The following is a 12,362-nucleotide window of genomic DNA, read 5'->3' as shown; positions in this document are numbered from 1 at the left end:
CCCTATCGCTTAGCGGAGGTATGTCATGTTACGGGGGAGGCCGTACGAAATGGGGGAGTTATTCGGAACGGGTGCCCTGGGACGCGGGCGACAGGTTGTCACCCTTCAGCCAGGCGGCGATCACCCGGGCGATCCGGGGACCGGCGGCGCCGTCCCACAGCGGCGGCAGCTCACCCGAAGGCGTCGCGGCGCCGTCGGCCAGCGCCTTGCCCGCCGCGGCCGGCAGCAGCGCCGGGGTGACCAGGCGGTTGGTGCCGTGGGTGATCGTGACGGGCCGCTCGGTGTTGGGCCGCACGGTCAGGCACGGCACGCCCAGCATGGTCGTCTCCTCCTGGACGCCGCCCGAGTCGGTGACGACCAGCGCCGCGCCCCGGACCAGGGACAGGAAGTCGACGTAACCGAGCGGGTCGACGACCTTCACCGACGGGCCGTCCACCAGTCCGGCCTCCGCCAGGCGGGTGCGCCCCCTCGGGTGGATCGGCACCACGAGCGGCACCTGCCGCGAGACCTCCAGCACGGCCGAGACCAGCTCCCGCGCCGCCTCGGGGGTGTCGACGTTCGCCGGCCGGTGCAGCGTCGCCACGGCGTAGCGCTCCGGCAGGCCGAGCCGCTCCACGACGGGGGCCGGGTCGAGCGACGGCAGGGCCGCGAACAGGCTGTCGATCATCGGGTTGCCCACCAGGTGCACCTTGGCCGCGGGCACGCCCTCGGCCGCCAGGTGCGACAGGGCGTCGGGGGAGGTGGCGAACAGCAGGTCGGACAGCGAGTCGGTGACGATCCGGTTGACCTCTTCGGGCATTCCCCGGTCGAACGAGCGCAGCCCCGCCTCCACGTGCGCCGTCGGCACGCCCAGCTTGGCGCAGACGAGGATCGCGGCCAGCGTGGAGTTGACGTCGCCGTACACCACCACCAGGTCGGGGGCCTGCTCCAGCACGACCTCCTCCAGGCCGACGAGCAGGGCCGCGGTCTGCCTGGCGTGCGTGCCCGAGCCGACGCCGAGGTTGGCCACCGGCTCCGGCAGGCCGAGGTCGGCGAAGAACACGTCGGACATCAGCGCGTCGTAGTGCTGACCGGTGTGGATGATGCCCTGCCGCATGCCGAGCTCGCCGAGTGCTCGCACCACCGGGGCCGCTTTCACGAAATTGGGCCGAGCGCCCAGAACGTGCAGGACCAGGGGGTTCTCCCTCATTGACCTCGCCTTTCATAGCGGAAGGGGAAAAACGCTGCCTATGGTACGGTCACCGCGTGGTAAACGACGCCAGTCGTCCAGACTCCTCCCATTCCTCCCAGGTTTCCGCCAAGACCGCCCGAGCGGGGGTCGGCGGGCTGCTGAAGGGCTTCGTCCAGCACCCGGTCCTCGTCTCCCGGGTCGTCTACACCAAGGTGAAGTCCGATCCCGTACGGGTCGCGCAGGCAGCCGCCGAAGCCCTGCCGCCGCGGCTGCGGCCGGTCGTCGGCCGGGTCGCCTGGCCGGCCGCCCGACGCGCCCGCCGCGCGGTGCGCAAGTTCGGCATGCGGGTGATCAGGGCGCCGTGGAACGAGGCCAAGGTGCACTGGAACGAGGGCCGGGTCACCATGGCCGCCCAGGTGCTGGAAGCGCACACCAAGTACCCGTTCGTCAAGCGCCGGGCCGCCTACTACCGGGGCGAGCTGGCCGCGATCAGCCCCGACCCCATCCCGCCGGGCCCGAAGACGGCCGTCGGCGAGCGGGTTCCGGGCCGGGTGCTGCACTGCGTCACCAACGCGCTGCCGTACACGCAGGCCGGCTACACGGTCCGCACCCATCGCATCGTCACCGCCCAGAAGGCCGCAGGGCTCGACCCGCACGTGGTGACGAGCTGGGGCTGGCCGCTGTTCCAGGGCTTCGCGGACGTCACGCCGTACGAGGAGATCGACGGCATCCCCTACCACCGGCTGCTGCCGGAGGGCCTCGGCGAGATGCCGTTCGAGATGCGCGGGCGCATGGTCAAGGGCGCCGACGCGGTCACCGAGCTGGTCGCCGAGCTGCGGCCCCAGGTGCTGCACGCGGCCACCGACCACCGCAACGGCTCCGTGGCCCACGCCGTGCGCGACCGGACCGGCACCCCGTACGTCTACGAGGTGCGCGGCTTCCTGGAGGAGACCTGGGCCTCGCGCGACCCCGTCCGGGTGGGCAGCGAGCGGCATGTGCTCCAGCGTGAGCGCGAGGCGTTCCTCATGCGCGAGGCCGACGCGGTCGTCACGCTGGCCGAGACGATGGCCGCGGAGATCGTCGAGCGCGGCGTCCCGCGCGAGCGGATCTTCCTGGCGCCGAACGCGGTGGACGACACGCTGCTGTCGGCCAGCTACGACGGCGCGTCCTTCCGGCGGGCCATGGGCATCGGCGACGACGAGATCGTGGTGGGCTCGGTCTCCAGCATCGTGGCCTACGAGGGCTTCGCGACCCTGCTGCGGGCCGCGGCGCTGCTGCGCGACCAGGGCGCGCCGGTGCGGGTGCTCATCGTGGGCGACGGCAACGAGCGGGCCAACCTGCTGGAGCTCGTCGAGGAGCTCTCGCTGACCAGCGCGATCCTGCCGGGCCGGGTCGGCCCCGACGAGGCCCTGCAGGCGCAGGAGGCGATCGACATCTTCGCCTGCCCCCGTGAGGACCTGCGCGTGTGCCGGCTCGTCACGCCGCTCAAGCCGGTCGAGGCGATGGCGCTCGGCAAGCCCGTCGTGCTCAGCGACCTGCCCGCCCTGTCGGAGCTGGTCGGCTCCGACGGCGCCGGGCTGCTGGTTCCGCCGGGCGACCCGGCGGAGCTCGCCAAGGCCATCGCCGGGCTCCGCGACGACCCCGCCAGGCGCGCCGAGATGGGCGAGGCGGGCCGGGCCGAGGTCGCGGCCAAGCGCACCTGGAGTCGCGTCGCTCAGACCTATCGGTCGCTCTACCAGAGTCTTACCGAACGATGACCATGCTGATGTCTGTCTGTTGCGACGGGTTCGGGCGCATTAGGCGTGAGCTAGGTGGACTTGAGATAACCTTTGCGACCATGAAGTGTTGTTTCCCGGTTTCAAAGGCACTCCTGTGACAGCAATCGACTTGGCTGTCATCGGCCTGGGGTACGTCGGCATGCCGCTCGCCAAGGAGGCGGTGGCCGCCGGACTGAAGGTCGTCGGCGTGGACGTCGACCCCGCGAAGGTCGAGGCGCTCAACGCCGGGCAGTCCTACATTGATGACCTGTCCGACGCCGACCTCGAGCACATGCTGGCCAGCGGCTTCAGCGCCACGCTCGACGAGTCCGTGCTGTCCCGGAGCAACACGATCGTCATCTGCGTGCCCACCCCGCTCGACGAGGACCACCGCCCGGACCTGTCCGCGGTCGAGGGCGCCACCAAGAGCGTCGCCCGCAACCTCAGCCGGGGCACGCTCGTCGTGCTGGAGTCCACCACCTGGCCCGGCACCACCGACGAGGTGGCCCGGCCGCTGCTGGAGACCTCCGGCCTGACCGCCGGTGAGGACTTCCACCTCGCCTTCTCGCCCGAGCGCATCGACCCGGGCAACCCCAAGTTCGGCCTGCGCAACACGCCCAAGGTCGTCGGCGGCTACACCATGACCTGCCGCGACCGGGCGACCGCCTTCTACGGGCAGTTCATCGAGCAGGTCGTGCCCGTCAGCGGCACCCGCGAGGCCGAGATGGCCAAGCTCCTGGAGAACACCTACCGGCACGTCAACATCGCCCTCGTCAACGAGATGGCGATCTTCTGCGACGAGCTGGGGATCAACCTGTGGGAGTCGATCGAGGCCGCGGCCACCAAGCCGTTCGGCTTCCAGAAGTTCCTGCCCGGTCCGGGCGTCGGCGGGCACTGCATCCCCGTCGACCCGTCGTACCTGTCGTACACGGTGCGCAAGCTCGGCTACCCGTTCCGGTTCGTGGAGCTGGCCCAGGAGATCAACGAGCGGATGCCGTCCTACGTGGTGGCCCGCGTCCAGCGACTGCTGAACCGGCATAAGAAGGCCGTGAACGGCGCCAAAGTGGTTATGCTCGGCGTCACCTACAAACCAGACATCGCCGACGAACGCGAGACACCGGCCCTCCCCGTGGCGCGTGCGCTGCTGGAACTGGGCGCGGACCTGTCGTTCGCCGACCCGTACGTCAAGGAGTGGGCGGTCGACGGCACACCCGTGCCACGTGAAGATGACCTGGCCGAGGCCGTGGTCGGCGCCGACGTGACGCTGCTGCTGCAGCAGCACGCCGCGTTCGACCTGGACATGGTCGAGGCGAAGGCCAGGCTCGTGCTCGACACCCGCGGCGTGCTCGCCGAGGGTGAACGCATCGAGCGGCTGTAGCGACGGAGGGCTGCGCGCAGTGCACGTGCTCGTCATGACGGTGGTGCATAACCCCGAGGACGCGAGGATCCTGCACCGGCAGATCCGCGCCCTCGTGGATGCCGGTCATGAGGTCACGTATGCGGCGTCCTTCACGGCCCACGGTGTGGTGCCCCGCCCGTGGGTCACCGGCGTCGATCTGCCCAGGGCCGCCCAGCGCAAGCGGATGGCGGCCGTGTGGGCGGCCCGCAGGCTGTTCAAGAAGATGCGCGGCAAGGTCGACCTCGTGCTCGTGCACGACCCGGAGCTGCTGTTCGCCGTCTGGGGCGTGCGCAACAGCCCGCCCGTGGTCTGGGACGTCCACGAGGACACCCCGGCGACGCTGTCGCTCAAGCCGTGGCTGCCCTCGCTGCTGCGCCCGCCCGCCCGCTTCCTCGCCCGGATGCTGGAGAGCACCGCCGAGCGCAAGATGCACCTGCTGCTGGCGGAGACCGCCTACGCGGGCAGGTTCAAGCACGCCCACCTCATCGTGCCGAACGAGACCTGGGTCCCCGACTCGGTCACCCCGCCCGGTGACGACCGGGTCGTCTACCTCGGCTGGCTGTCCCGGGCGCGCGGCGTCATGGAGGCCATCGAGGTGGCCCGGCTGCTCCAGCCGTACCGGGTGGCGGTGGAGCTGATCGGCTACGCCGACCCGCAGAGCCGCCCGCTGCTCAACGAGGCCGTCACCGAGGGCCTGCTGGAGTGGCGTGACTTCATGCCCAACGACGAGGCGCTCAAGCGGCTCGACGGGGCGCTGGCCGGCCTGTCGCTGCTGCACGACGAGCCGAACTACCGGCACTCCATGCCGACCAAGATCGTCGAGTACATGGCGCACGGCATCCCGGTGATCACCACGCCCTCGCCCCGCGCGGTCGAGCTGGTCGAGCGCTACTCCAGCGGCGTCGTGGTGCCCTGGGAGGACCCCAAGGCCGTGGCGCAGGCCGTGCTCACCCTGCGCGACGACGTACGCGAGCGGCGGGCGCAGGGTGCGCGCGGCTACGCGGCGGCCCGCGCCAACCACCACTGGCCCAATTCGGCCAAGCGGTTCGTCACCCAGCTGGAGTCGTGGGCCGGAGTCGTGAGATAGCGGCTTACGTCCCGCAGATCACAAGAGCGGTAGGTTCCTGAACGTGCGCTGGCTCTTCGGGCTGCTGGCCGCCGCCGTCGTGGCAGCCGTGGCGGCCGTCCTCATCGTGCTGCCCGGCGATCCGCCGCCCGCGCGGGTGAGCCAGAAGGCCACACCCAGCCCCACGGTCACCGAGCCAACTCCGAAGGTCCCGGAGTTCACCGACGACTGCGGCACCTACGAGACCGAGGAGAAGTACCCGTACGCCGTCACCGGCTACTGGATCATGCCGCAGTCCAACCGGTGCACCTGGCGCAAGCAGCTCCAGGAGATCCACAGCGTCGGCGGCGACACCGTCATCCGGATCGGCTACGGGCTGCAGTACCGGGCCGTGGACGACGAGGGCCGCGTCCTGGCCAAGGACGGCACCCGTGACTCCCTCTACGAGGACTGCGTGGAGGACGGCCTGTCCTGCCACGACGCGGCCGAGCGCGACCTGAGGCGGGCCCACCCGGACAACCGGATCGCCCGCACCTACGTCTACCGGACCGACCAGGCGTTCGGCCCCGACCTGTTCCGCTGCTCCGAGATCGAGCGCTCGGTCGCGGCGGGCAAGCGGGTCTACTACCGGGTGCTGACGCCCATGGACGGCTCCGACCCGTCGAGCTGCGACCTCGGCACGCCCAAGCCGTACGACCTGATCATCATCGCGGGCGCGGCCGAGGACAGCCTCACCGAGCTGCTCGCCCTCGGCGACCAGTTCGGCATCCGGGTCTTCCCCGCGCTCCCGCTCGCCCCGCGCGACCCCAAGACGCCCATCAGGGCCAACCCCGACCACGAGAAGACGCTGCGGACGCTGACCCGCCGCATCCTGCAGGACTACGGCGTGCGCTTCGCCGACCGCACCTCCCTCGGCGGCGTCTACCAGCCGTTCGAGGTGCAGATGGCCGCCTCCCTGGCCGGCAACCCCACCCTGCAGGTCTACGCCGAGCAGCACCGGATCGTCGAGCAGGAGCTGCCGGGCAAGCCCATCCTGATCAGTCCCTACCTCGACGCGCGCAAGCGGGTCGCGTTCGGCCAGACGCCCGCCCAGGTCGCCGAGGGCTTCAAGGCGCTGGTCAAGACCGGCGTCGGCATCATCGCGCCGCAGGACAGCCGCGGCACCGGCAAGGTCGGCCTGTTCTGGCCCGACCAGCGCGACGACGAGGTGGACGAACGCCTGCGCCCCGTCGTCGGCGAGACCACCTACGGCACCGCCTACCACGGCTCCACCCGCGACTACTACCGCGAGATGGCGCTGGCCCGCGAGGAGATGCTGCGGGCCGGCCACGAGGTGGAGCTGTGGGCGAACGTCGAGTCGTTCGAGCCGTCCGGGGACAAGCCGTGCGCCCCCCAGGGCACCCGTGGCAAGACCGACAAGAAGCGGCTCGACCAGGCCGTCACCATGGCCGGCCGGTACGTCCAGAAGATCGTCTCCTACATGTGGAGCGACTTCATGACCTGCGGCTCCCCGTCGCTGGAGCAGGAGGTCATGAAGGACTGGGACCGCCCCATCGCCGTCGACGCCATCCGGCGCGGGCACGACGCCCGGGACGGCGTCGAGGTGCGCGGCTACCACCTCAAGGACGGCACCGTCACCGTGACCTGGCCGGGCGGCGCCACCGAGATGGTCATCGCCACCACGGGCCTGCTCGACGAGGACCCCCTGGAGGAGCTGCCCGACGGCATGCAGACGGCCTGGGTGCCGTTCGACTGGGCGCAGGTGCCGGCCGGCGAGTGGGTGCGGATCGGCGTCCGGCTCCCGTCGGGCCAGGAGACCACCGAACCGCTCCGCGTCCGGCTCGCCGCATGACCAGCAGGCCCGGCGGCGCGGCGGGGCCGGGGCCGTGCGCGACGACGGCCCCGTGCCGCGGCCGTGGCGTGTAACGTGCCTGACATGGTTCCGAGCGTCCCGGTCAGCGTCGACCTGGTCGTGCTCACCGTCCGCTGCCATGCCCTGTGCGCGCTCGTCTGGCGTCGCGACATCCCGCCGTTCCTGCGCCGCTGGTCGTTGCCGGGCGGCTTCGTCCAGCTCGACGAGGACCTTCCCGCCGCCGCGCACCGCATCCTCGCCGAACGGGCCGGCCTGCCCGGCGCGCCGGTGCACCTGGAGCAGCTCCAGACCTACGGCTACCCCGACCGCGACCCGCGCCAGCGCGTCGTCAGCGTCGCCTACCTCGGTCTCGCCCCCGACCTGCCCGCCTCGGAGAAGGCCCACATGAGCTGGCAGCCGGCCGGCGACCTCACGGTCATGGCCTTCGACCACCGGCGCATCATGCTCGACGGCATCGAGCGGGCCAGGGCCAAGCTCGAATACACCTCGCTGGGGGCGGCCTTCTGCCCTCCGGAGTTCACGGTCGCCGACCTGCGCCGGGTGTACGAGATCGTCTGGGACCGCCCGCTGGACCCGCGCAACTTCCACCGCAAGGTCACCAAGGCCGAGGGGTTCCTGGTCGAGACGGGGGAGACGACCACCCGCGACGGAGGCCGCCCGGCCAAGCTCTACCGCCGCGGCCCCGCCGAGCTCCTCCACCCGCCCATGCTCCGCTCACTCAAGGTGTGAGCCGGGCATGCCCCCACAAGGCTGACAAGGGGAGCATGTAAAGGTCGTCACCCACGGAAACGCTGTGGGCGCCCAGGTGCAGGACGACACCGGCAACGAAGCGATCGCCCAACGCGTCGAGCCGTCGTTCCGAAAAGGCGCGGAAGGAGATCGTCCATTTTCGACCCCTTGCGATCGTCATTTCGTCCGCAGGCAACTCTACAGATTGTCCCCGTAGGACTCGTCGTTTCGTCCAGGAACATCTCCTCGTCCGGCGGGCGCCTGAGTTGGCGGACACGGGTGGCGCCCCCGGTTGGGGATGCTCCTAGAGTGTGTGCATGCCTCGTTTCCGCGCGATTCTGGACACCATGCCGGCGTACAGGCCCGGCAAGGCCGTGGCGGCCGCCGACGGCCGGTCCTACAAGCTCTCCTCCAACGAGTCGCCCTACGACCCGCTGCCGTCGGTGGTCGAGGCGATCGCCGAGGGGGCCCGCCAGATCCACCGCTACCCCGACCCCGGCGCGATCGGGCTGACCGAGGCCATCGCCGAGCGGCACGGCGTGCCCGCCTCGCACATCGCGCTCGGCGCCGGCTCGGTGACCGTGGCCCAGCAGCTCTTCGAGGCCGTGGGGGAGCCGGGCGCCGAGGTGGTCTACGCCTGGCGGTCCTTCGAGGCGTACCCGCTGCTGGCCGACCTCTCCGGGGTGACGTCCGTACGGGTGCCGCTCGCCGGCGAGGACCATGACCTCGACGCCATGGCCGAGGCCGTCACCGAGCGGACCCGCATGGTGTTCGTGTGCAACCCCAACAACCCGACCGGCACCTCGGTCCGCCGGGCCCAGCTGGAGTCGTTCCTCGACCGGGTGCCCGGCGACGTGCTGGTGGTCCTGGACGAGGCCTACCGCGAGTACGTCCGCGACGCCGACGTCCCCGACGGGCTCACCCTCTACCGTGACCGGCCGAACGTCTGCGTGCTGCGCACCTTCTCCAAGGCGTACGGGCTGGCGGGGCTGCGGGTCGGCTACCTGATCGGGCACGAGCCGGTCGCCGCGGCCATCCGCAAGACGATCATCCCGTTCGCCGTCAACCACCTCGCCCAGGTCGCCGCCGTCGCGTCCCTGCGGGCCGAGGACGAGCTGCTGGAGCGGGTGGACCGCGTGGTCAAGGAGCGCACGCGGGTGCGCGAGGCGCTCATCGCCCAGGGCTGGACGGTGCCGCCCACCGAGGCCAACTTCGTCTGGCTCCGCCTCGGCGACCGCACGCTCGACTTCGCGGCGGCCTGCGCCGTGGAGGGCGTGGCGGTCCGGCCGTTCGCCGGTGAGGGCGCCCGGGTGTCCATCGGCGACCCGGAGGCCAACGACGCCTTCCTCAAGGCCGCCGCCGCCTTCCTGGAGTAGTCTCGGCGCGCCCCGGGCCCGGCGCCGTCGGCCGTCACGTCGACCCGATCCAGGCGAGAACGGCGACGGGGAGGAGCAGCAGCCACTGGGGAAGACGCAGCAGCCGCCATGCCCCGTCGAACGTCGAGGTGACGGCCAGGAAGACCGCGGTGTAGGCGGCGAAGTGCACCGCGAGCAGCAACCCGGCCAGAGGGGTGCCGGGAGGCTGGACCAGCGCCAGATAGAGCAGAGCGGCCGCGGCGAGGACCAGGTCGGCGCTGACGAGGTGCCAGACCGCGTGCAGGGTGCGTTTGGGCACCTGAGGAAGGGTGGAGGCCAGCAGCGGCCGGACCGGGTCGACGTGTCCGGCCGTGAGGTGCACCGCGGCGACGACGGCCGCCGTGATGCCGGCGGCGAGGAGATGGCCGTTCATCGGGTTCCGATCCCGGTGGTGACGATGTCCGCGAGCTGGGCGGCCAGTTCCGCGGTGCGCGGCTCGCCCATCAGGCCCACGTGGAAGAACACCGCGCCGGCCAGCGTGTCGAGGATCAGGTCGACCTGCGCGGTGCCGGCGATCTCGCCACGTGCGCCGGCGCGGTCGAAGATCTCGACCATCCGTGCCCTGGCCGGGGCGAGAAAGGCCGACCGCAGGCGTGTGCGCAGGGCGGGGTCCGCGGCGAAGTCGGCCAGCAGGCCGGGAAGCGCCGCCGTGGCCGCCGGTGTGGCGAACTCGTCGACCAGCGCCTGGGTGAGCTGGGCGACGTCGCCGGCCAGCGTGCCGGTGTCGGGGACGGGACCGGTGTCGACCCGGGCGAACAGGGCCTCGTAGACCAGCTCCGGCTTGCCGGGCCAGCGCCGGTAGATGGCGTCCTTGCCGACGCCGGCACGGGAGGCGATGGCGTTGATCGAGGTGCCGGCGTACCCGTGCAGCATGATCATCTCTTCGGTGGCGCTCACGATGGCTTCGTGGGTGCGCCGGTCGCGTGGACGGCCTGCCGCCCGGTCGGTTGCCATGCCGATTACCTTACGGGACGACCTGTTTGGTTATCAAGACTCGCCGTCGCAGGAGGCGCGTGGGTGCGGTGCTACTCGCGCCTGCCGTGGGGACGTGCCGCCACGGGCGGCTCGCTCGGGGACGGGCCGTCGCCCCGGTCCGCGCGGCCGCGGCGTTCGGTGGAGATGACCAGGGCGACGCCGGCGAGGATGACCAGGCCGCCCACCAGGATCTGCGTGGTGACCTGCTCGCTCAGGACGAGCGCGCCCAGGATGACGGCCACCACCGGGTTGACGTAGGCGTAGGTCGAGATGAGCGAGATGGGGGCGTGGCCGAGCAGCCACGAGAACGCCGTGAACCCGATGAGCGACCCCACCACCACCAGGTAGGCGAGCGCCGCCCACGACCGCCCCGTGATCGCCTGGAGGTCCACCCGTTCGCCCACTCCCGTCCCGAGCAGGCTGAGGCCCACCCCGCCGACGAGCATCTCGACGGTGCTGGCCGCGAACGGGTTGGCCGGCATCGCGATGCGGCTCGACAGGAACGAGCCGACCGACCACGACAGCGACCCGAACAGGATCACCACGATCCCGAACGTGCTGCCCGCCTGGGCCCCGCCCAGCGACAGGGCCGCCACTCCGGCGAACCCGACCAGCACGCCCGCCAGCGTGAGCGACTTGGGGCGGTCACGTACGACGATCCGGAAGACCACCAGCCACAGCGGGACCGAGGCCACGAGCAGGGCCGCGAGGCCGGTGGAGATGTACTGCTCGGACACGGCGACCATGCCGTTGCCGAACGTGAGCAGCAGCACCCCGACCACGGCCGCCCCGAGGAACTGCCTTCTGGTCATCCGGAACGCGGCCACCCCGGAGCGGGCCAGCACGACCCCGCCGAGCAGCAGTCCGGCCACGACGAACCGCATGGCCCCGCTCAGCAGGGGCGGGATGGACTCGACGGCCACGGCGATGCCGAGGTACGTCGATCCCCACACCACGTAGACGACGGCTAGGGCGCCCCACACCATGAGCGACGACCGGCGGTCAGCAGTGTTCTGGTCCATGACTGGTGACCATATCGGTCATTCCCGGACAGCAACATGCGGGTATCGGTCATAGATGTGGCGAGATCTTAGCGTCGGCCGTCCTTCGCGCCACTGTTGTGTCTCTGCCCCGGGCTGACACGCTTCATCTGCCCGCCGACCCGCGCAGATGACAGGGGAGACCATGTCCGCAGTCACCGTCGTTCCCGCCGCCGGCAACGCCGCCGCGCTCGCCCACTACGCCGCCCGGCTCGCCTTCGAGACCGACGTCTCGGACGTGGCCGCCGACCTCGCGGCCGGGGAGCCCGGCATCGTCGTCGTGGACTCCCGCAGCCTGGAGAGCTGGCGGCAGGGCCACGTCCACGGCGCCGTCCACCTGCCCACCGCGGAGATCGCCGCCCGGGCCGCCGCGGTGGTGCCCGCGGGCGTCACGGTGGTGACCTACTGCTGGGGCCCGGGCTGCAACGGCGCCACGCGGGCCGCCCTGGAGTTCGCCCGGCTGGGCTACCCGGTCAAGGAGATGCTGGGCGGCTTCGAGTACTGGGCCAGGGAGGGCCTGCCGGTGGAGACCGCCTCCGGGGTCGCCCGCCACCCCGTGGACCCGCTCACGGCTCCGGCCACGGGCGCCGCCTGCGCGTGCTGAGAGGCCGGGCCGGGAAGTTGGCGCCCCCGTCCGAATCCCGTCGATCGGGGGCGTCGGATTCATACCCGCATCTGGAACGGTCAACCAAGAACTCCGCAAGACAGGTCACAAAACCCCTCCCGACAAAAGGGAGTTACGTGCTACAAACTCCCTTTTGTCACAATGGCCACTCATGGCGGAGGGAATGGCCGAAAATGCGGCGTTATGGCGGCCCGCCACGCGCCGGATCGGCGGCCTTGGCCCCCGACCCTCGGTCCCCGGCGGCAGTGCAGGCAGTGAGTGCTTTTCATCTTGCCTCGCGGAGCTGAAGGACGAGGATCGCCTTGACAAGCT

The 12,362-nt window shown here is 71.3% G+C and carries 11 protein-coding genes; 7 read left to right on the top strand and 4 right to left on the bottom strand.

What is annotated here, in order from left to right; translation table 11 throughout:
* Positions 1-58: 58 nt before the first annotated feature.
* A complete protein-coding gene (wecB, locus tag CXR44_RS32260; RefSeq protein WP_101789939.1) occupies positions 59-1,189 on the bottom strand; it encodes a non-hydrolyzing UDP-N-acetylglucosamine 2-epimerase in 1,131 nt (376 codons plus the stop codon).
* 56 nt (positions 1,190-1,245) lie between these two features.
* On the opposite strand from wecB, the gene CXR44_RS32255 reads away from it, so the two are divergent.
* The 6 genes from CXR44_RS32255 to hisC all read left to right on the top strand — a co-directional run bounded on the left by CXR44_RS32255 (position 1,246) and on the right by hisC (position 9,371).
* Positions 1,246-2,928, top strand: a complete 1,683-nt coding sequence (locus CXR44_RS32255) for a glycosyltransferase family 4 protein (protein WP_101789938.1) — start codon at positions 1,246-1,248, stop codon at positions 2,926-2,928.
* Between the two features lie 115 nt (positions 2,929-3,043).
* A complete protein-coding gene (locus CXR44_RS32250; protein WP_101789937.1) occupies positions 3,044-4,306 on the top strand; it encodes a nucleotide sugar dehydrogenase in 1,263 nt (420 codons plus the stop codon).
* A 19-nt stretch (positions 4,307-4,325) separates the two neighbouring features.
* The gene (locus CXR44_RS32245; protein ID WP_101789936.1) at positions 4,326-5,414 is read left to right on the top strand and encodes a glycosyltransferase; all 1,089 of its coding nucleotides are present in this window, start codon (positions 4,326-4,328) and stop codon (positions 5,412-5,414) included.
* Between the two features lie 43 nt (positions 5,415-5,457).
* On the top strand, positions 5,458-7,245 hold the full coding sequence (locus CXR44_RS32240; RefSeq protein WP_101789935.1) for a DUF4434 domain-containing protein: 1,788 nt from the start codon (positions 5,458-5,460) through the stop codon (positions 7,243-7,245).
* Between the two features lie 84 nt (positions 7,246-7,329).
* A complete protein-coding gene (locus CXR44_RS32235; protein ID WP_101789934.1) occupies positions 7,330-7,995 on the top strand; it encodes an NUDIX hydrolase in 666 nt (221 codons plus the stop codon).
* A gap of 317 nt (positions 7,996-8,312) precedes the next feature.
* Positions 8,313-9,371 carry a histidinol-phosphate transaminase gene (gene hisC, locus CXR44_RS32230; RefSeq protein WP_180903810.1) on the top strand — a complete coding sequence of 353 codons (1,059 nt, stop codon included), beginning with the start codon at positions 8,313-8,315 and terminating at the stop codon, positions 9,369-9,371.
* A 34-nt stretch (positions 9,372-9,405) separates the two neighbouring features.
* Here hisC and CXR44_RS32225 read toward each other — a convergent pair whose 3' ends face one another.
* From CXR44_RS32225 to CXR44_RS32215, 3 genes are all read right to left on the bottom strand, one after another.
* Positions 9,406-9,783: a hypothetical protein gene (locus CXR44_RS32225; protein WP_101789933.1), complete on the bottom strand. Its 378-nt coding sequence runs from the start codon at positions 9,781-9,783 to the stop codon at positions 9,406-9,408.
* Positions 9,780-10,364 carry a TetR/AcrR family transcriptional regulator gene (locus CXR44_RS32220; protein WP_101789932.1) on the bottom strand — a complete coding sequence of 195 codons (585 nt, stop codon included), beginning with the start codon at positions 10,362-10,364 and terminating at the stop codon, positions 9,780-9,782. The genes CXR44_RS32225 and CXR44_RS32220 overlap by 4 nt, the downstream gene beginning before the upstream one ends.
* A gap of 71 nt (positions 10,365-10,435) precedes the next feature.
* Complete coding sequence (locus CXR44_RS32215) at positions 10,436-11,407, bottom strand: EamA family transporter (RefSeq protein WP_245899665.1); 972 nt, start codon at positions 11,405-11,407, stop codon at positions 10,436-10,438.
* A 163-nt stretch (positions 11,408-11,570) separates the two neighbouring features.
* On the opposite strand from CXR44_RS32215, the gene CXR44_RS32210 reads away from it, so the two are divergent.
* On the top strand, positions 11,571-12,029 hold the full coding sequence (locus tag CXR44_RS32210; RefSeq protein WP_101789931.1) for a rhodanese-like domain-containing protein: 459 nt from the start codon (positions 11,571-11,573) through the stop codon (positions 12,027-12,029).
* Positions 12,030-12,362: the final 333 nt, after the last annotated feature.

The organism is Nonomuraea indica (genome assembly GCF_002850745.1).
Lineage (GTDB): Bacteria > Actinomycetota > Actinomycetes > Streptosporangiales > Streptosporangiaceae > Nonomuraea > Nonomuraea indica.
The sequence above is the reverse complement of the archived record's forward strand: the minus strand, read 5'-3'. Positions and strand labels throughout refer to the sequence as shown.